This is a genomic window from Yersinia sp. KBS0713, assembly GCF_005937895.2.
GTDB lineage: Bacteria > Pseudomonadota > Gammaproteobacteria > Enterobacterales > Enterobacteriaceae > Yersinia > Yersinia bercovieri.
The window spans coordinates 1,963,260-1,981,953 of sequence record NZ_CP042173.1 but is presented as its reverse complement, the minus strand read 5'-3'; the positions used below and the strand labels follow the sequence as shown (position 1 = coordinate 1,981,953).

Sequence of the window (18,694 nt, the reverse complement as noted above, 5' to 3'; positions counted from 1 at the left end):
GTGAGGTAACGTATTGACGATAAAAAAATATTATCAATCTAACCCCTATCGTTTCTGATGATTTGGGTACAAACTACTTCACTACAAACTATATGGGCTATAGACCATATATGGGTTATAGACCATAAATGTAGTTTCTATTCCCTCCTTATTTGATTTCTGACGGTGAAGCATGGCCTTGGTATCGCAAGCTCGGAGCTTGGGTAAGTATTTTTTATTGCTTGATAACTTATTAGTGGTGTTGGGTTTCTTCGTTGTCTTCCCACTTATCTCTATCCGATTTGTCGATCAAATGGGTTGGGCCGCGCTGATCGTGGGACTTGCCTTGGGATTAAGGCAACTGGTTCAGCAAGGACTCGGGATTTTCGGCGGGGCTATCGCCGACCGCTTCGGCGCCAAACCAATGATAGTCACCGGGATGCTGATGCGCGCAGCGGGTTTCGCGTTGATGGCAATGGCTGATGAGCCATGGATACTGTGGCTCGCTTGTGCGTTGTCCGGTTTAGGGGGCACGCTTTTCGATCCACCGCGTACCGCATTGGTGATTAAACTCACCCGCCCGCACGAACGTGGCCGTTTTTACTCACTGCTGATGATGCAAGACAGTGCTGGCGCGGTCATTGGCGCATTGATCGGCAGTTGGCTGCTGCAATACGACTTCCACTTTGTCTGCTGGACCGGCGCGGCTATCTTCGTCCTGGCGGCGGGCTGGAATCTCTGGCTACTGCCCGCTTACCGCATCTCGACTGTCCGCGCGCCAATGAGAGAGGGGCTAATGCGGGTGCTGCGTGATCGCCGCTTTGTGACCTATGTCCTGACGCTGACTGGCTACTACATGCTCGCCGTGCAGGTGATGCTGATGCTGCCAATCATGGTCAATGAGATTGCCGGTTCACCTGCCGCGGTTAAATGGATGTATGCCATTGAAGCGGCGCTCTCTCTAACACTGCTCTACCCGATTGCCCGCTGGAGCGAAAAGCGCTTTAGCCTTGAGCAGCGCTTGATGGCCGGGTTGTTGATCATGACACTCAGCCTGTTCCCAATCGGCCTGATTAGCCATCTGCAAACCCTGTTTATGTTTATCTGCTTCTTCTATATGGGGTCAATCATCGCCGAACCGGCCCGTGAAACCCTGGGTGCATCACTGGCCGACTCACGGGCTCGCGGCAGCTATATGGGCTTTAGCCGCCTCGGGCTGGCTCTGGGTGGCGCATTGGGTTATACCGGTGGCGGCTGGATGTACGACACGGGACGCACCCTTGAGATGCCGGAGTTGCCGTGGTTCATGTTAGGTGTTATTGGTTTAATTACCTTGATTGGACTCTACTGGCAATTTAATCAGCGCCGGATTGAATCCGCGATGCTCAGCGGCAATTAGCCTGCTATTCACCCTGATTCAGGGTTATCTGATGGGCAATTGCCGGGCACTACCGCACTATAGCCTCCAGTCCCAAACACGCCTAATCCCAAACCGTTGTTGAACAGCAACGGTTAATAATACAAAACAGCAGATTAACCCGTTATCATTGGGCAAATTCGTCTTGTCTGATGTGATTGTGCATATTGCTATGAGGTTTTAATGAAGAGAATAACTTGGGGCGCAGCGGCGCTGCTGACGGCCGTTACACTGGTCGGCTGTAACCAACTGACTCAGTACTCACTGAGCGAGCAGGAAGTGAATGATTACCTGCAAAAACATAATAATTATGAAAAGCAGATTGGTATTCCCGGTTTGGTTGATGCTCATATCACCCTGATGCAATTGCAGAGCCAGATTGGTCGCGCTGAACCCGGTAAAGTGACATTAACCGGTAACGCCAAAGTGGATATCACCTCGATCCTTGGCCCGCAAAGTGCCGATATGACGCTGACCTTAAAAGCACAGCCTACATTCGATCGCGAAAAAGGCGCTATCTTCCTGAAAGATATGGAGTTGACCGATTATACAGTCAAACCAGAGAAGATGGATTCCGTGATGAAGGCGCTGACGCCTTATCTGAACCAGTCACTGAAGTCCTATTTTGATCAGCAACCCGCCTATGTGTTAGATGGCGAGAAGAGTAAAGCAGAAGCGATGGCGAAGAAGCTGGCGAAAGGCTTAGAAGTGAAGCCGGGCCAACTAGTCATCCCATTCACTGACTAATCGACCCTGCCCGCAAATAGCTGTAGCGTCAAAAACCAAGGGTAATACCCAAAGTCATTGGCGTTGCAACAAGGCAGCAAACGAGTAAATCCCGATGAGCTTACGTTGGTAAGTGATTCGGGTGCGCGAGTGCCGCTAACACAGTTGTAGTATCAAAAACTAAGGGTAATACCCAAAGTCATTGGCGTTACAACAAGGCAGCAAACGAGCAAATCCCGATGAGCTTACGTTGGTAAGTGATTCGGGTGCGCGAGTGCCGCTAACACAGTTGTAGCGTCAAGGACGAAGGGTATCTTCTGATAACTCATCCCACATCGCTTGCAACGCCTCACGACTCAACTGCGCCAGTGTGCGATAAAAACCGCTGGAAGCATGTGCCTCCACTTTGCCAAGAAAACGACCACACCATGGTAGTAAATAGTCATTAAACAGTGCAATTTGTGCCGCGACTTCATCTTCAGCCGCTTGATCTTCCAGCCAGGAGGCGGCCAGTAATAATCCACCAAAATGGTCAGTTGGCGCATCGCCTAGCGGCATACCGCGCTGTTGCAGAAAAGCTCTGACTTCAACTTCTGGGCAGCCATCCTCATAATCGGAACCATAAGGTGACACGCGGCAATCATCGCCCACAAACATCGCACTATAATCAGCAGCCAAAGCATCTGGCTGATACTCCTGCTGCAAACGCGCCAGCAACTCACCTTGCTCCAGTGGCCAGTGTTGCTCAAGCTTGCCTTGACTGATCAGGGCAAACAGCGGTTCCAATAGTGGATCTTGTGGCTGACGATAGAACAGTGACCCCAGAACCCGGCACACCAGAGAGAAATCATTCATCTACATCTTCCTGTTTCTTTTTGATTTTTTTGTATAAAAAATAATAGTGACAACGTCACCTATTCTCTTATAAATCGGCTAATTCGGGGATGGCGGGACGGCCCCGCATCTCAAGATAGTTGAGTAAACGGCGCGGGCTGACATTTAAAATGCGCTCTTGCGGGAAATTCACCTCAGCGATAATACGCTCGCAATGCTCAAAAATCCCCAATGAGTAGGCGATATGGGAATCAGAACCTAACGCCAGCCAGCCGCCGGCATCACGGACAGCTTCAGCTATCGCGCGGCAATTCGGCTCACTCCCTTTACGTGAATGGCTAAAAGAGGAGTTATTCAGCTCAAGGGCAACATGGTATTTTGCCGCCGCTTGCGCTATCGCCGGAATATCAACCGGATATTTAGGGTTGCCGGGATGGCTGATAATATGCACATTCCCCTGCGCCATCGTCGCGATCATCGCCTGAGTATTGGCGGCCTTATCTTGCGGCGGAAACACCGGTTCATGGAAACCCGCAATCAGCAGATCGATGGCATCGAGCATTGGGCCGGTACAATCAATATCACCATCCAGATTCTTAATATTGGCTTCAATACCCCGCAAGATGCCCACGCCATCGACCAGGCGCGGCCAGACTCGCATATTCATAAAGTGCCAATAATGGGGCGCATCCGCCATATCCGGGCCATGGTCGGTAATGGCAAACAGTTTGATATTTTTGAGTTTAGCTTCGGCGATGTAATCGTGCAAAGTGCTGTAAGCATGAGTACTGGCAATGGTATGCATATGTAAATCAACAGGATACATGACTACTCCACAAAGTCTTTTAACGCGGGGGACAGTTATTCGCAGGCAAAATATAGCCTGCTAATGATAGCAGGAATTCCTCTCATCAGCAGCCTAAAAACCTGGTCTGGCAAATGGCTATCCCCCTCGTAGGCTGCCCTTATCAGTAACCTCGCACCACATCAACCAAGCCCAGCGGCTCCCTGCCCGCCTCAATGGCCTGAATATTGGCGACCACCTGATCCATGGCCGCATTAGGCAAAGTCACGGCGGCAATGTGCGGCGTGATAGTAATGCGTGGATGGCTCCAGAAAGGGTGCATCGGGGGTAGTGGCTCTTCAGCAAACACATCCAGTGTTGCCGCAGCAATTTTACCAGCACTCATTGCGGCTAATAAGTCCCGCTCTAACAGATGCGCTCCCCGTGCAATATTGATGATATAGGCATTGGCATTCAGTTGCGAAAAGAGCGATTGATTTAGAATACCGGCTGTTTCTGGGGTGTTCGGCAACAGATTAATCAGTAATTGTGTCCCCTGGATGAAGGCGGGTAACTTCTCTTGGCCGGCAAAACTGACCACGCCATCAATCTGTTTTGGTGTTCGGCTCCAGCAGCGCACCGTAAAGCCAAATTCGGCTAATTTGTGGGCCACACTTTTGCCTAATACGCCCGCACCAAGAATGCCGATAGTGAATTTATCGTGTTGATGTGGCTCCAGCGGCTGCCACATTTTCTGCTGCTGTTGCAGTTGATACTCATCCATCCGGCGAAAGTAGCGCAGTACACTGGCAACAACATACTCCTGCATTTGCAAGGACATACCGGTGTCCTCCAAGCGAACCAGCGGAACCCCGGCAGGTAATGTCCCCGGATGGCGACGCTCCTGGTCCAAAATAGCATCCACCCCCGCCCCTAATGCAAAAACTCCTTTCAGTTCAGTGCGTTTAGCTAGCATTTCCTGTGGCGGCTGCCAAACCAGCGCATAATCTGCCGGTTGGGTATCACCACGTCGCCACTGCCGAATATTCGCAGCCGGCAAGCGAGACTGTATACCTGACAACCACTGTTTTGCTTCAAAAAACGGGTGATAAAAAATAATATTCATTATTTGCCAGCTCCTTGCGAAAGTACCGATTAGATTTCCGCGATTAACGGCCAGATGCAAGTGCTACCGGCAAGAAATGCCGATGAAATCAGCAAACTGCTGTAACTTTAGCAAAAGAGTGACAAAGGCGACATAAGAGGGTTGACGCTGGGCACACTTTTGCCTACATTACGCCGGTCGACCATGCTTAGCGCGGTTGATAGTCGTTAATAGCAGTAAACAGTAAGCGCAGTAATAAATAGCAGTAACACGGTGAGGTGTCTGAGTGGCTGAAGGAGCACGCCTGGAAAGTGTGTATACGCGTAAGCGTATCGAGGGTTCGAACCCCTCCCTCACCGCCATATTAAGTCGTTACAGCGCAAAGCGCGGTGTCGCGGCAGTAAAATCAAACGGCAATTAAAGCAAGTCTGGTGTCTTACCCCAGTATTTGTGATTCGATTGCCGTTTTTTTTATCTCTTTTTGGCTCGCCAGCTAACACCTAATATTGGCGTTGGGTCAGGTGATTTGCCTGCGATTCATCCTATCTGGGTGCAGAATAACCAGATGAATGGCAACGGATAAATACTACTTGACCATCAAGCCACCTATCCCTATAGTACCGCCCCGTTGCAGTGCATAGCGCGGCAACTTACGGTGAGGTGTCTGAGTGGCTGAAGGAGCACGCCTGGAAAGTGTGTATACGCGTAAGTGTATCGAGGGTTCGAACCCCTCTCTCACCGCCATATTCGAGCGAAAGGCTCTGACGAAAGTCAGGGCCTTTTTCTTTGGTACTCACCTCATTCCCCTACCGCTATGATCTGCGGCGACGCCCTTCTCTATTGATACGGTCCCCCAGAGGGGAGAATGGCATTAATCGGCTGTAAACCACCTGATTACGACCCTGATTTTTCGCTTGATAAAGCGCTTCGTCAGTCATTTTTATTGCTTTTAACATCGACATGCCCGGCAAATAAAGCGAAGCACCAATTGAAATTGTGGCCTCTATTTTTCGGCCATCAGACAATTCCACATCTAAATTCTCTACTCGCCGACGAATTCGCTCAGCAACCGCTTTGATGGCTTGCGGATCATGGCTATGTGTAATAACAATAAACTCCTCACCGCCAAAGCGACCAACGAAATCCTCATCCCGAATGGTTGAGGTTAATAACTTCCCGACTTCACTCAGCAGCAGATCACCGCCATCATGGCCATAGGTGTCATTCACCGATTTAAAGTGGTCAAGATCCAGAATCATTAATCCACAGGCCAATCGGCTGCTATGGATAGCATTCAGCCGATAATCAACACTGGCCCGGTTATTTAATTGGGTTAATTTGTCGATATTAGCCCGATTTTTCATCGCAAAATAGGCGTAAATATGGCGCTCTTTAAAATTCAATGCATGGTAGCAAATAGCTAAACAGAAGGCAGAAATCAGTTGATACACCACAATTTGAGTCCAGAGCAGTTCATTCGGAACAAATAGAACAGCGACGATTATGCGATAAATGGCAATTGAGATAATTGTGGTGTAAAAAATGCGATTACTCTTTTTCTCCCATACTTTGGCGAGTAAAAGTGGAATAAACATTATTGTTATTAATGCATTATCTAGTGTAAACCACCCGGTAAAAAAATAATTTATCACCAATGCCGTTAAGCCACTCAGCCAACCACCATAAAAAGTAACCAAAACGATTGGGATCAATTCAAAACTGTAAAAAAATGAACCGGAAATAATCCACTGATCTTGATTGAGGTAGAGTGAAACCAGCCCCGCCACCAGACCGAATACAACACGTTTCCAGACATCCCCATGATAGGAGAAGGCACTATTTTTACTTAAAGCAAAATAACTAATAGAGAGGGTCGCATAAGTGACACAAGCATCCCGATATAGCGTTGACAGAGATTCTAATTCACTCATGGCGTAGCGTCAGTCCTTTGAATTTTCACTGTTGATTTTAACCAACATTGACGTGACCGATTTCCCATTAATGTTAAATTATAATTTAGACTGAAATTATTCATCGGAATTCCTAAACATTGAGCATGGATAATGGCAATAGTTTCTAACCTAAATCTTAGCTGCGAAACAGGCTTTATTCCGGAATAATTTGATGATGAGTTTTGCCAATATCGCCAGGTAACAAGATATTGTTTAGCCTCATAACTCCTCCGCCTAATACGGTATCATCTTCTTCTTGCGGTTTAATATTCAGTTTCTGCTATTTGGGGGTAAAAGAGATAGCTAGCGAGGATAATAGTCACTTTTCATTTATCCGGATGAGAAGTTCACCTACCGGCAATGTAACTGTTCACTTAATGCCCTTTTTAAAAGCGCGTCTTTTCTCAATTCCGACAGAGATTGATATACATCTAGATATTGGCCGCCTAATTGGCGTATCGTGTGTATCTGCTACTCGAGACGGACCCTTATTGGCCCGCCATTTATTTTGTCTTTTCTTTATTTGGTTTGCACCTTAGATGAAAACGCACGGAATTAACGGCATTAGGCCGTTCAGCGCGATAATTGACGCTTGCTGGCGAGAAACCTATACACTTCAACGACTTGTTAAAGATATAATTGCCGGTGTCACTGTCGGTATTATTGCTATTCCGCTGGCGATGGCTTTGGCTATTGCCAGTGGCGTCCCGCCGCAATATGGCTTATATACCTCAGCGATTGCCGGTATTGTCATTGCGGTCAGTGGCGGCTCCCGTTATAGCGTATCCGGCCCGACGGCGGCCTTTGTTGTTATTCTCTATCCTGTGTCACAGCAGTTCGGTTTGGCCGGTTTATTACTGGCGACATTAATATCCGGCATATCTTTACTCTGCATGGGGCTGGGGCGACTTGGCCGCTTAATTGAATATATTCCGCTGTCAGTAACCTTGGGTTTCACCTCAGGGATTGGTATCACCATTGCCACCATGCAAGTGAAGGATTTTTTTGGCTTGCACCTAACCGAAGTGCCGGAAAATTATGTCGGCAAAGTTGGCGCACTGGCGCAAGCGCTGCCAACCATCAACTTCAGTGATACCTTAATTGCTACTGTTACGCTGCTGGTATTGATTCTCTGGCCCCGGTTAAAATTAAAGTTACCGGGTCACTTACCTGCGCTTGTTGCCGGCACTGCTGTGATGGGTCTGTTATCACTGTTTGATCATCAGGTCGCGACTATTGGTTCACGATTTGGCTATTTGTTGGCCGATGGCACTCAGGGCCATGGCATTCCCCCCATCCTGCCACAATTTGTCTTGCCCTGGCATCTTCCTGCCGCCAATGGGCAGGATTTTGTCTTGAACTGGGCGACACTTTCCGCCTTGCTGCCGGCCGCTTTTTCGATGGCAATGTTGGGGGCGATTGAGTCGCTATTATGTGCGGTGGTGCTTGATGGAATGACTGGGCAAAAGCATCACTCAAACAGTGAGTTAGTGGGTCAGGGATTGGGAAATATGATTGCGCCATTCTTTGGTGGGATCACCGCCACAGCGGCTATTGCCCGCTCTGCGGCAAATGTCCGCGCCGGTGCCACCTCACCCGTGTCAGCCATTGTCCATGCCCTGCTGGTGCTGCTGGCCTTACTGGTGCTGGCCCCGATGCTCTCTTATCTCCCTTTGGCTGCGATGGCCTCGCTGCTGCTGATTGTGGCCTGGAACATGAGTGAGGCACATAAAGTTGTTGATCTGCTGCGCCGAGGGCCAAAAGACGACATTATCGTGATGTTGCTGTGCATGAGTCTGACCGTGTTATTCGACATGGTGATTGCTATCACGGTCGGTATTGTGTTGGCCTCACTGCTGTTTATGCGGCGCATTGCGCGAATGACGCGGTTGAGTGAAATACCGGCGGCGGTTGATGAGAAAACATTAATCTTACGGGTGAACGGGCCACTGTTCTTCGCAGCGGCTGAGCGGATATTTAACGAGTTGCGGGGCCGGAGTGAGCATTACCAGACCATTATTCTGCAATGGGATGCGGTGCCGGTTTTGGATGCCGGTGGCTTAAATGCGTTTCTGCGCTTCACTGAGGCCCTGAGCAATGAGCAGCAGCTCATCATCACCGATATCCCTTTCCAGCCACTGAAGACGCTAGCAAGAGCCAGAGTGCAGCCTGTTGAGGGCAAGCTGAGTTTCTACGGCACCCTGCCGGAAGCGCTGGAAGCGCTATATTCAAAATAGCGGTTACCGCGCTCAAAAAAGGCAGCCTCAATAGCTGCCTTTTCAATCATTCGACTTATAGCGCAATACTCAACATCAGTGATGCCAGATATTATTTGCTGGTATCCAGCTCAGGGAAACTCTTCACCAAATCGTCGATAGCTTTCATCTGAACCAGGAACGGCTCCAGTTTAGCTAATGGCAGTGCTGACGGGCCGTCGCACTTGGCGCTGTTTGGCTCTGGGTGAGCTTCAATAAACAGCCCCGCCAAACCTACCGCCATACCGGCACGGGCCAGTTCAGCCACTTGAGCACGGCGACCACCTGATGCCGCACCAAATGGGTCACGGCATTGCAGCGCATGGGTCACGTCGAAGATCACTGGATGGCCGCCAGTGGCTTGCACCATCACATTGATACCCAACATATCAACCACCAGATTGTCATAACCAAAGTTGCTACCACGATCGCAAAGAATCACCTGATCGTTACCCGCTTCTTTGAATTTCTCGACGATATTGCCCATTTGACCAGGGCTGACGAACTGAGGTTTCTTGACGTTGATCACCGCGCCAGTACGCGCCATGGCTTCAACTAAATCAGTTTGGCGAGCCAGGAAAGCGGGCAGTTGGATAACGTCGACCACTTCGGATACCGGTTGTGCCTGGCTGGCTTCATGGACGTCGGTGATGATTTTTACGCCAAATTGTTGTTTCAAATCTTGGAAAATTCGCATCCCCTCTTCCAGGCCGGGGCCACGGTAAGAGTGAATTGAAGAACGGTTGGCTTTGTCGAACGAGGCTTTAAACACGTAAGGGATACCCAGTTTTTGGGTCACGGTGACGTAATGCTCGCAGATGCGCATCGCCAGATCACGAGACTCAAGCACATTCATGCCGCCGAACAGCACGAAAGGCAGGTCGTTCGCTACGTTGATATCGCCAATGCTAACCACTTTCTGTTTCATACTAATACCTTTATAAAGGGTAAATCGAGATTAATTACAGCAGGTTATCTCTACCGCCAAGGGCGGTAAATGCTGGCTGTTATCTAGCCGCTGCGACACCCCCGCTGTCGAAAAAAATCAGTGCAATGTTACCCGCTGTTGCTCAATGGAGTGGATCTGCATTTTTATCATTTCAGCGATCGGGTCTTCCGGGCACTGTTCGACAAAATAGCTTAAATCAGAGATAGCGATGTGATTGCAATCCAACTGGGCATAGATCAGGCCACGGTCACGAATCTCATAGGGATCATCGGGGTCAAATGCCAATACCGCTTCACTGGCACGTAATGCCAGCTCCATCTGCTTCTCTTCCATTAATGCGGCTTTCAGCGTATCGAGCATTTTGCGGACAATAATGGTATTTTCCGCCTCTTCTAAATCTTCATCTTCCAATTCGGCACTTAACCCTAAATTACCTTTGATCCACACTTCCAGCATATGCTCGTTCAGTGTTTCGCCGTTTAGCGGGTTAATTAGCCACATCTCTTCGTCCAGCCAATCAGCACGAAGGATTAATTGAGTTGGAAAGATAACTGGCATTAAAGGCAAATCCAGTTGATGGGCGATATAGAGGAAAATCACCCCCAGCGACACCGGCGTTCCCTGGCGCTTATCCAGGACTTTATCCAGCCAAATAGCATCGGAGAGGCGGTAAACGCCACCTGCGCCGCCAAATTTCCACTGGCGGTAAAACAGATCGATAAGCACTTCTAATTGCTGATCCTGATTGAGATCGGCAGGCATAGCCGCCCGCGCATCATCGACCAGCTGTTGCAGTTGGTTGCGTACTTCAGCCAGTGGAAAATCGTGTCGAATCTCCTGGGTAACCAGTAACACCCCATCACACAGGGACGCGTTGTTAAATTCGAAATCAGCAATACTACTCATAAATATCCCATCAGCAGTGGTAACTTAGTTGTTGCCAGTTTGGCAATCAAATAGAGGCAACCCAATGCGAGTATAAAGGCAAGCCAGCGGCGACTCTGGCTGCGGGTTCGCTTACCTAATGCAACATAGCCAAGCAGGATATAGATAATAACGCCAAATAGCTTTTCAGTCAGCCATGTTCCTTGCGGACTGAAAGGATAAAAACCGGTTATAAAGATCAGTATAATGCCACTGCCAAACAGCAGCGTATCATTGATATGCGGCGTTATTTTCACCCAGCGTTTGTCCATCATAGCTGAACCGCGACATTTCCAGAAGAAACGTAATACAAACAGCGTAATACTGATGACCACGGTGAGTAAATGCAAATACTTCATGGCGAGATAATCGACCCACATGACTCTGCTTCCTTATTTTATTCTGCTTAATGACACGCCCATTGCCCCAAAGTAACACGATCATTATTACCATAATCTTTATGGGTAATTACAGCACTAAAACCCGCTTTTTTAAGGTGTTTTTGTACCGCCTGCGCCTGCTGCCAGCCATGCTCTAACACTAACCAGCCGCCCTGCTCCAGATAATCCGGGGCCTGACGAATAATGTCAGCCAAGTCAGCCATTCCTTCAGCCGCTGCGACTAACGCGCTCTGCGGTTCATAGCGGACATCCCCTTCACTAAGATGGGGGTCATTGGCATCGATATAGGGAGGATTACTGGCGATCAGCGTGAATTTACCATCTAGTGATTGAAACCAGCTGCTTTGCAGAAAATCGACATTCTCTAGCGCGAGTTTCTCGGCGTTATGCCGTGCCAGCGCAACAGCATCGGCTTTAATGTCCACGCCAACCACCGCGCAATCTGGCCGCTCGCTGGCTAAGGCCAGGGCGATAGCACCAGTACCGGTGCCCAGATCCAGAATGCGGCAAGGGGTGGAGGGCAGAAGCGCCAACGCCTGCTCAACCAGGCATTCAGTATCTGGCCGTGGGATCAGTGTGGCGGGGGAAACACTCAGTGGTAGCGACCAGAACTCTCGTTCACCAACCAAATAGGCAATCGGCTCGCCCTGCTCACGGCGGGCGGCCAGTGGCTCTAACGCCGCTAGCTGCTCGGGAGTCAATTGGCTTTCACCGAAAGCCAATAAATAGGTACGCGCTCGCCCGGTCACCCAGCTCAACAGAATCTCAGCATCGCGCTTCGGGCTATCACTTTGGCTAAAACGGGCCGCCGCTAACGACAGCCACTGCTGATAATCCATTAATCTTGCTCAGATAATGCGGAGAGTTGGTCAGCCTGATACTCCTGCACAATCGGCTGGATCAACATATCCAGTTTACCTTCCATCACTTCATCCAGCCGGTACAGCGTCAGGTTGATACGATGATCAGTCACGCGCCCCTGCGGGAAGTTATAGGTGCGGTTGCGATCGGAGCGGTCGCCCGTGCCGAGCAAGTTGCGGCGCTCGGAAGCCTCCGCCAGTTGGCGCTTTTGCATTTCGGCAGCACGAATACGTGCGCCCAATACGGACATCGCCTTAGCTTTGTTTTTGTGTTGCGAACGCTCATCCTGACACTCCACCACCAGCCCCGTAGGAATGTGGGTAATACGGATTGCCGAGTCGGTGGTGTTAACGTGCTGACCACCCGCCCCTGAAGAGCGGAAAGTATCAATACGCAGATCACCGGCGTTGATTTCCGGCATTTCAGCTTCAGGAATAGCGGGCATCACGGCAACAGTACAGGCCGAGGTATGAATGCGCCCCTGTGATTCAGTCTCAGGTACACGTTGCACCCGGTGACCGCCTGATTCGAATTTCAGCTGCCCAAAGGCCCCCTCGCCAGAGACTTTAGCAATCACCTCTTTATAACCGCCATGCTCACCTTCACTGGCGCTCATAATCTCAACTTTCCAGCGACGGGCTTCGGCATAACGGCTGTACATACGGAACATATCACCGGCAAAGATAGCGGCTTCGTCGCCCCCCGTCCCCGCGCGGATCTCGAGGAAACAGTCGCGCTCATCATCAGGGTCTTTCGGCAGCAGCAACAGTTGCAACTGCTGTTCCAGCTCTTCGCTGCGCGCTTTGGCCTCTTTCAGCTCTTCCTGTGCCATCTCACGCATTTCGAGATCGTCCAGCATCATTTCTGCCGCTTCAATATCCTCCTGCGCACTGCGCCACTCTTTAAAACAGCGAGTGACATCAGTCAGTTGCGCATATTCTCGTGATAACGCGCGAAAACGGTCTTGATCGGCAATGACGCTGGCATCACCAAGATAAGCCAACACTTCTTCGTGGCGCTCTTGTAATGCTTCCAGTTTGGCAACAATAGAAGACTTCATCCGTGGTTTTAAACCCTGTAATTAGAGGAAACTAGTGCTGATCCAGCCCAAGGCTGTCGCGTAATAATTGCAACCGCTCCATATCGCCATCGCTGGCGGCTTGCTGGAGGGATTTGGTGGGCGCATGAATCAAGCGGTTAGTTAGCTTGTAGGCCAGTTCATTCACCACCTGCTCGACATTAGCACCCTGCTCAATGGCAGCTAAAGCTTTAGCGGTCATCTCGCTGCGCACCTGTTCGGCCTGAGAGCGGTAATCACGAATGGTTTCAACCGCCCCCTGCGCACGCAACCAGGTCATAAAATTCATACTTTCCTGCTGCACTATCGACTCAGCCTGAACCGCGGCGGCCTGACGTTGCGCCATATTGTGCTGAATAATCGCTTGTAAATCATCAACACTGTACAGATAGGCATTAGAGAGTTTGCCAACTTCCGGCTCGATATCGCGCGGCACCGCAATATCCACAAACAGCATTGGCTGATTGCGGCGGCTTTTCAGCGCGCGCTCCACCATCCCTTTACCAATAATTGGCAGCGGGCTGGCGGTAGAACTAATAATGATGTCAGCATCAGCCAGACGGGCGTCAATTTCTGGCAAGGTAATGACTTCAGCGCCCACTTCCGTCGCCAGTGCTTGTGCTCGCTCACGGGTACGGTTGGCGATAATCATATGTTTGACTTGATGCTCACGGAGATGGCGAGCCACCAGCTCAATGGTTTCACCCGCGCCGACCAGCAATACATTCAGCTCAGACAGAGATTCAAATATCTGCCGCGCCAACGTACAGGCGGCAAAAGCCACCGAAACCGCGCTGGCACCAATTTCAGTTTCAGTCCGAACCCGCTTAGCCACCGAGAAGGATTTCTGGAACAAACGCTCCAACTCGCCAGATAGCGATTGGCCGCGCTGAGACTCAGCAAAGGCTTTTTTCACCTGCCCCAGAATTTGTGGCTCCCCTAATACCAGAGAGTCCAAGCCACTCGCGACGCGCATCAAGTGGCTGACCGCGTCATTACCATGGTGCCAGTAGAGGCTTTTTTTCACTTCGTCCGGGCTGAGCTTATGATAGCTACACAGCCAGGCGATAAGTTGTTCGTGCAGATTTTCTTGTTGCTCGACGCTGAGGTAAAGCTCGGTTCGGTTGCAGGTAGACAATACGACACCGCCCTGCACCAACGGCTGTTGGAGCAAGCTAGCAAGTGCCTGATCGATCGATTCCGGTGAAAATGTCACCCGTTCACGTAACGATACAGGAGCGGTTTTGTGGTTAATGCCTAATGCAAGCAGAGTCATGGGAACGGCTTCGAGTAATACTGATGTTAGTATGGATTCTCGTCTGAACCGCATTCTACTTGATGCGCGAGATCAATAAAAGGCGCAGTGCATCATCCTAAGTATTATCCCAAATTATGCTCAGAATTTGATTATATGCTGTACAAAATCGAACAAGATATTGACGCTCCGCCGTTAGGCCGTTAGCGTGAGCAGCAATATTGCCTGTTTACAGCGCATCAACAGGATTTGCTTTACACTATATTGCCCAATGAGAAACATAGTGCTCCATCAGAAATGTGCCGCCAGTGCAAACCCGGCGGCCGATAGGATTTATACCCATATGCCGCAGCGCAAAATCAGTTTTTATCGCTTACTTCCTTTAGCTACTCTGCTGCTGGCAGCCTGTAGCACCACGCCGCCGACAGGCCCTGCGACCAGCCCGATATCGCCACAATGGCGTCAGCATGAACAACAACTACAGCAACTCAGCCAATTCCAGACCCGTGGCGCTTTCGCTTATATCTCTGAAAAACAAAAAGTCTATGCCCGCTTCTTCTGGCAACAAACCGCGCCAGAGCGTTATCGCCTGCTGCTGACCAATCCGTTAGGTAGCACTGAGTTAGAGTTGGTGGTACAGCCGGGTGTAACTCAGTTGACCGATAATCAGGGCAAACGCTACGTCAGTGACAATCCGCAAGAGATGATTCAGAAATTGACCGGCATGGCTATTCCATTGGATAGCCTACGTCAATGGATTCTCGGCTTGCCTGGGGAGACTACCGATTTCACACTCGACGATAAGTATCGCCTGAAACAGCTGACTTACACCCAGGCGGGGGTGACCTGGACGGTGGATTATCAGGAGTACAATACGCAGGTGACACCAGCACTGCCTAGCCGTATGGAACTGAGCCAAGGTGGGCAACGTATCAAACTGAAAATGGATAACTGGACTGTCAAATAACATGGTTAGCGCAAACCAACGTCGGTGGCCGTCACCGGCAAAACTGAATCTATTTCTTTATATCACCGGGCAACGCGCCGATGGCTATCATCAATTACAAACACTGTTTCAGTTTCTCGATTATGGCGACGAACTGACGATTGTGCCGCGCGATGACGACCAAATTCGCCTATTGACGCCGATAGCGGGTGTGGAAAACGAGCAGAACTTGATAGTCCGAGCCGCAAGATTGCTACAAAAACAGCCCCGCGCGACCAAAACAGCACGGGGGGCGGATATCAGTATTGATAAACGTCTGCCGATGGGGGGCGGTTTGGGGGGCGGTTCTTCCAATGCCGCAACCGTGCTAGTCGCGCTCAATACCCTGTGGCAATGTGGCTTATCTGATGAAGAGTTAGCCACTATTGGGCTGACATTAGGTGCCGATGTCCCGGTATTTGTACGCGGACATGCCGCCTTTGCCGAGGGCATTGGCGAAAAATTGCAGCCAGCAACACCTGCGGAGAAGTGGTATTTGGTGGCGCACCCCGATGTAAGCATCCCAACACCCATTATTTTTTCCGATCCTGAATTAAAAAGAAATACGCCAGTTCGCCCGCTGGCGGCGCTTTTAAGCACTCCTTACGCAAATGATTGCGAACCGATCGCAAGAAAACGTTTTCGCGAGGTTGAACAGGCTCTTTCATGGCTGTTAGAATACGCACCGTCACGCCTTACCGGAACAGGTGCTTGTGTGTTTGCAGAATTCGACACTGAGTCATCAGCCCGGCAGGTGTTAAGTATTGCCCCGGAGTGGTTGCACGGTTTTGTCGCTCGTGGTGTGAATGTTTCGCCACTGCATGGTTTCCGCTCTGGGAAATTTGAAAGTTGTGAGCGCAGATAACGATTTACAGCGTTATGTAAGGTCGAAGTCATGGCCCCACTGACCTTGGGTTCTGAAAATACCTGTCTCACTTGATTGAAAGCCGGTTCATAATGCTGTTTGTACCGGATAGATTTCATAATGTAGAAGAGCGGCACGCGAGAGCAGCTGGCTCCTCTGCAACTTGAATGATGATGGTTATCACTGTGTTTTGGCTTTAAATACCCGTATGTATATTGCAATCAGTATGAATAGTCGCCCCGGATTACTGATCTGACAATATCTTCTCTGGACGCATGCCTGAGGTTCTTCTCGTGCCTGATATGAAGCTTTTTGCTGGTAACGCCACCCCGGAACTAGCACAACGTATTGCCAACCGTTTGTACACCAGTCTTGGTGACGCCGCTGTAGGTCGTTTTAGCGACGGCGAAGTGAGCGTGCAAATCAACGAAAATGTACGCGGTGGTGATATTTTCATCATCCAGTCCACCTGCGCACCCACGAACGATAACCTGATGGAACTGGTTGTCATGGTTGATGCCCTGCGTCGCGCCTCCGCAGGACGTATTACTGCTGTTATTCCTTACTTTGGGTACGCTCGTCAGGATCGCCGTGTGCGCTCTGCCCGTGTCCCCATCACTGCCAAAGTTGTTGCAGACTTCCTCTCAAGTGTTGGGGTTGACCGCGTATTGACAGTGGATCTTCATGCTGAACAGATCCAAGGCTTCTTTGATGTTCCGGTTGATAACGTATTTGGTAGCCCAATCCTGCTGGAAGATATGTTGCAGCAGAATCTGGAAAACCCAATTGTTGTCTCTCCAGACATCGGCGGCGTGGTCCGCGCCAGAGCCATTGCAAAACTGCTGAACGATACTGATATGGCGATTATCGACAAACGCCGTCCGCGCGCTAACGTTTCTCAGGTGATGCATATCATTGGTGACGTTGCGGGTCGTGACTGTGTATTGGTTGACGATATGATCGATACCGGTGGCACGTTATGTAAAGCAGCTGAAGCCTTGAAAGAGCGTGGTGCCAAGCGTGTATTCGCATACGCAACTCACCCGATCTTCTCTGGCAATGCGGTTGAGAACATCAAACACTCCGTTATTGACGAAGTGATTGTGTGTGACACCATTCCGCTATCAGCTGAAATCAAAGCATTGAAAAATGTACGTACTCTGACGCTGTCTGGCATGTTGGCTGAAGCCATCCGCCGTATCAGCAATGAAGAGTCGATCTCTGCGATGTTTGAGCATTAATCACTATCGGGCTATGAACATTTCTGCGGTGCTGTTTGGCCGCAGTTAGCCGTTAGGCTATTACTGTGATGAGCCGCTTAGCGGGCATTACGTGGGATGTTTGTCACTCGTTGATATAATGCAATAACTGAACTGATGCAGATAAAGAAAAACCCGTTGAAGCAGATGCGACAACGGGTTTTCTACTCTTGATCAATATTTCCTTGATCAATGTTTCCTTGACCAATGGATTTTTGAGCCGTCATTTACCCCTCCTGCACATCAGCTCAATGAAAAACTGAGCAGACAGGTTTCGATTTGCTACTGCAATATTGGCTACGTTACCTATAGGGTCGTAACTCAATAACTGACAGCTGTTTTATAACCGCTAGCCATTTTATAGCCAGTGGCTATGAATGACGTTGATTACGATTGCAACGTTTATCAAAGTGCTTAACCCACCAATAGCGGTCTGCAACCTCTTCACGGCCACCGATACGGGCGCCCACCAACCATAACAGTGCACCCACAAAAATACTCATTACAGCACCATGGGCAAAGAATTGCGGTAAGCCAAGTTGGGTGACTTCAGTCAGGATTGAGTAACCTACCCCAACCACCATAGTCACCAAACCCAATCCCATCAGCACATTACCTAGCCTTGCAGCGCTTTTACGTTTCATATGCCACCTCCACTCTGGGTTGCCAATAAATAATCACTCAGCCGAGCCTTGAAACTGCTTGCTTAATGCGATTATTCATCTCCACTTAATAACTAAGTATAGTCAGGCTAGCGAGGAAGGTATTGCGCTTGCGATCACAACTGGCAAATATAATCCAACAAATCTTTACACTTTCCAAACATTTAGGATTGAAATTGAATTATACCAAAAGGTGATTATTAACATTACTAATAATTATTAGTAGTTCACTCAATTAATTTAGCTACGTCGACATCTGCACATTCGCAAATATAGCCAAAAATTTGGCGTTACCGTTAAATAATCGCCCCCTACCACTGCCGGTAGCAAGGATATCAACTTTGTCATTACACGCCATGACAGGTAAACTGTGGCACTTAAATTCCTTGAGTAATAGCGAATG

At 49.6% G+C, this 18,694-nt stretch carries 17 protein-coding genes and 2 tRNA genes; 8 read left to right on the top strand and 11 right to left on the bottom strand.

What is annotated here, in order from left to right:
* The first annotated feature begins 172 nt into the window (after positions 1 to 172).
* Positions 173 to 1,378: a multidrug efflux MFS transporter MdtH gene (gene mdtH / locus FFE93_RS09235; protein ID WP_049600121.1), complete on the top strand. Its 1,206-nt coding sequence runs from the start codon at positions 173 to 175 to the stop codon at positions 1,376 to 1,378.
* A 201-nt stretch (positions 1,379 to 1,579) separates the two neighbouring features.
* Complete coding sequence (locus FFE93_RS09230) at positions 1,580 to 2,143, top strand: lipoprotein (RefSeq protein WP_138775057.1); 564 nt, start codon at positions 1,580 to 1,582, stop codon at positions 2,141 to 2,143.
* A gap of 276 nt (positions 2,144 to 2,419) precedes the next feature.
* Here FFE93_RS09230 and FFE93_RS09225 read toward each other — a convergent pair whose 3' ends face one another.
* From FFE93_RS09225 to ghrA, 3 genes are all read right to left on the bottom strand, one after another.
* Positions 2,420 to 2,977, bottom strand: coding sequence for a molecular chaperone (locus FFE93_RS09225; protein WP_049602506.1), 558 nt, complete (start codon positions 2,975 to 2,977; stop codon positions 2,420 to 2,422).
* A 67-nt stretch (positions 2,978 to 3,044) separates the two neighbouring features.
* Positions 3,045 to 3,782, bottom strand: a complete 738-nt coding sequence (locus FFE93_RS09220) for a phosphatase (RefSeq protein ID WP_005272043.1) — start codon at positions 3,780 to 3,782, stop codon at positions 3,045 to 3,047.
* A 142-nt stretch (positions 3,783 to 3,924) separates the two neighbouring features.
* The gene (ghrA, locus tag FFE93_RS09215) at positions 3,925 to 4,866 is read right to left on the bottom strand and encodes a glyoxylate/hydroxypyruvate reductase GhrA (protein ID WP_005272041.1); all 942 of its coding nucleotides are present in this window, start codon (positions 4,864 to 4,866) and stop codon (positions 3,925 to 3,927) included.
* Positions 4,867 to 5,117: 251 nt separating this feature from the next.
* Between ghrA and FFE93_RS09210 the strand changes: the two genes are divergently transcribed.
* A tRNA-Ser gene (locus tag FFE93_RS09210) sits at positions 5,118 to 5,207 on the top strand.
* Between the two features lie 292 nt (positions 5,208 to 5,499).
* Positions 5,500 to 5,589, top strand: a tRNA-Ser gene (locus FFE93_RS09205).
* Between the two features lie 68 nt (positions 5,590 to 5,657).
* Here FFE93_RS09205 and FFE93_RS09200 read toward each other — a convergent pair.
* Entirely contained in the window at positions 5,658 to 6,776 is a 1,119-nt protein-coding gene (locus FFE93_RS09200; protein WP_049602505.1) for a GGDEF domain-containing protein, read from the bottom strand.
* 560 nt (positions 6,777 to 7,336) lie between these two features.
* On the opposite strand from FFE93_RS09200, the gene dauA reads away from it, so the two are divergent.
* Positions 7,337 to 9,034: a C4-dicarboxylic acid transporter DauA gene (gene dauA / locus FFE93_RS09195; RefSeq protein ID WP_138775056.1), complete on the top strand. Its 1,698-nt coding sequence runs from the start codon at positions 7,337 to 7,339 to the stop codon at positions 9,032 to 9,034.
* Positions 9,035 to 9,125: 91 nt separating this feature from the next.
* On the opposite strand, the gene kdsA is transcribed toward dauA, so the two are convergent.
* The 6 genes from kdsA to hemA all read right to left on the bottom strand — a co-directional run bounded on the left by kdsA (position 9,126) and on the right by hemA (position 14,541).
* Entirely contained in the window at positions 9,126 to 9,980 is an 855-nt protein-coding gene (gene kdsA, locus FFE93_RS09190; RefSeq protein ID WP_005272030.1) for a 3-deoxy-8-phosphooctulonate synthase, read from the bottom strand.
* Between the two features lie 117 nt (positions 9,981 to 10,097).
* On the bottom strand, positions 10,098 to 10,907 hold the full coding sequence (sirB1, locus tag FFE93_RS09185) for an invasion regulator SirB1 (protein ID WP_032896877.1): 810 nt from the start codon (positions 10,905 to 10,907) through the stop codon (positions 10,098 to 10,100).
* On the bottom strand, positions 10,904 to 11,305 hold the full coding sequence (locus FFE93_RS09180) for a SirB2 family protein (protein WP_005272024.1): 402 nt from the start codon (positions 11,303 to 11,305) through the stop codon (positions 10,904 to 10,906). Before FFE93_RS09180 ends, sirB1 begins: the two co-directional genes overlap by 4 nt.
* Before the next feature lie 26 nt (positions 11,306 to 11,331).
* Positions 11,332 to 12,165 (bottom strand): peptide chain release factor N(5)-glutamine methyltransferase, encoded by an 834-nt coding sequence (gene prmC, locus FFE93_RS09175; protein WP_049602502.1) that lies wholly within the window; start codon positions 12,163 to 12,165, stop codon positions 11,332 to 11,334.
* Positions 12,165 to 13,247 carry a peptide chain release factor 1 gene (gene prfA / locus FFE93_RS09170; protein ID WP_005272020.1) on the bottom strand — a complete coding sequence of 361 codons (1,083 nt, stop codon included), beginning with the start codon at positions 13,245 to 13,247 and terminating at the stop codon, positions 12,165 to 12,167. The genes prmC and prfA overlap by 1 nt, the downstream gene beginning before the upstream one ends.
* Positions 13,248 to 13,278: 31 nt before the next feature.
* Positions 13,279 to 14,541: a glutamyl-tRNA reductase gene (hemA, locus tag FFE93_RS09165; protein ID WP_005272017.1), complete on the bottom strand. Its 1,263-nt coding sequence runs from the start codon at positions 14,539 to 14,541 to the stop codon at positions 13,279 to 13,281.
* A 322-nt stretch (positions 14,542 to 14,863) separates the two neighbouring features.
* On the opposite strand from hemA, the gene lolB reads away from it, so the two are divergent.
* From lolB to prs, 3 genes are all read left to right on the top strand, one after another.
* Positions 14,864 to 15,487 (top strand): lipoprotein insertase outer membrane protein LolB, encoded by a 624-nt coding sequence (gene lolB, locus FFE93_RS09160; protein WP_138775221.1) that lies wholly within the window; start codon positions 14,864 to 14,866, stop codon positions 15,485 to 15,487.
* 1 nt (position 15,488) lies between these two features.
* Positions 15,489 to 16,370, top strand: coding sequence for a 4-(cytidine 5'-diphospho)-2-C-methyl-D-erythritol kinase (gene ispE / locus FFE93_RS09155; RefSeq protein ID WP_054871998.1), 882 nt, complete (start codon positions 15,489 to 15,491; stop codon positions 16,368 to 16,370).
* Between the two features lie 293 nt (positions 16,371 to 16,663).
* Positions 16,664 to 17,611: a ribose-phosphate diphosphokinase gene (gene prs / locus FFE93_RS09150; RefSeq protein ID WP_004390739.1), complete on the top strand. Its 948-nt coding sequence runs from the start codon at positions 16,664 to 16,666 to the stop codon at positions 17,609 to 17,611.
* 389 nt (positions 17,612 to 18,000) lie between these two features.
* On the opposite strand, the gene ychH is transcribed toward prs, so the two are convergent.
* Entirely contained in the window at positions 18,001 to 18,273 is a 273-nt protein-coding gene (gene ychH, locus FFE93_RS09145) for a stress-induced protein YchH (RefSeq protein WP_005272004.1), read from the bottom strand.
* Positions 18,274 to 18,694: the final 421 nt, after the last annotated feature.

What these genes read in the sequence shown, in the direction of transcription:
- ispE (WP_054871998.1), top strand. Translation starts at nt 15,489, where the DNA reads ATGGTTAGCGCAAACCAACGTCGGTGGCCGTCACCGGCAAAACTGAAT.
- lolB (WP_138775221.1), top strand. Translation starts at nt 14,864, where the DNA reads ATGCCGCAGCGCAAAATCAGTTTTTATCGCTTACTTCCTTTAGCTACT.
- prmC (WP_049602502.1), bottom strand. Translation starts at nt 12,165, where the DNA reads ATGGATTATCAGCAGTGGCTGTCGTTAGCGGCGGCCCGTTTTAGCCAA.
- FFE93_RS09225 (WP_049602506.1), bottom strand. Translation starts at nt 2,977, where the DNA reads ATGAATGATTTCTCTCTGGTGTGCCGGGTTCTGGGGTCACTGTTCTAT.
- FFE93_RS09200 (WP_049602505.1), bottom strand. Translation starts at nt 6,776, where the DNA reads ATGAGTGAATTAGAATCTCTGTCAACGCTATATCGGGATGCTTGTGTC.
- hemA (WP_005272017.1), bottom strand. Translation starts at nt 14,541, where the DNA reads ATGACTCTGCTTGCATTAGGCATTAACCACAAAACCGCTCCTGTATCG.
- FFE93_RS09220 (WP_005272043.1), bottom strand. Translation starts at nt 3,782, where the DNA reads ATGTATCCTGTTGATTTACATATGCATACCATTGCCAGTACTCATGCT.
- prfA (WP_005272020.1), bottom strand. Translation starts at nt 13,247, where the DNA reads ATGAAGTCTTCTATTGTTGCCAAACTGGAAGCATTACAAGAGCGCCAC.
- sirB1 (WP_032896877.1), bottom strand. Translation starts at nt 10,907, where the DNA reads ATGAGTAGTATTGCTGATTTCGAATTTAACAACGCGTCCCTGTGTGAT.
- FFE93_RS09230 (WP_138775057.1), top strand. Translation starts at nt 1,580, where the DNA reads ATGAAGAGAATAACTTGGGGCGCAGCGGCGCTGCTGACGGCCGTTACA.
- dauA (WP_138775056.1), top strand. Translation starts at nt 7,337, where the DNA reads ATGAAAACGCACGGAATTAACGGCATTAGGCCGTTCAGCGCGATAATT.
- ychH (WP_005272004.1), bottom strand. Translation starts at nt 18,273, where the DNA reads ATGAAACGTAAAAGCGCTGCAAGGCTAGGTAATGTGCTGATGGGATTG.
- kdsA (WP_005272030.1), bottom strand. Translation starts at nt 9,980, where the DNA reads ATGAAACAGAAAGTGGTTAGCATTGGCGATATCAACGTAGCGAACGAC.
- mdtH (WP_049600121.1), top strand. Translation starts at nt 173, where the DNA reads ATGGCCTTGGTATCGCAAGCTCGGAGCTTGGGTAAGTATTTTTTATTG.
- FFE93_RS09180 (WP_005272024.1), bottom strand. Translation starts at nt 11,305, where the DNA reads ATGTGGGTCGATTATCTCGCCATGAAGTATTTGCATTTACTCACCGTG.
- ghrA (WP_005272041.1), bottom strand. Translation starts at nt 4,866, where the DNA reads ATGAATATTATTTTTTATCACCCGTTTTTTGAAGCAAAACAGTGGTTG.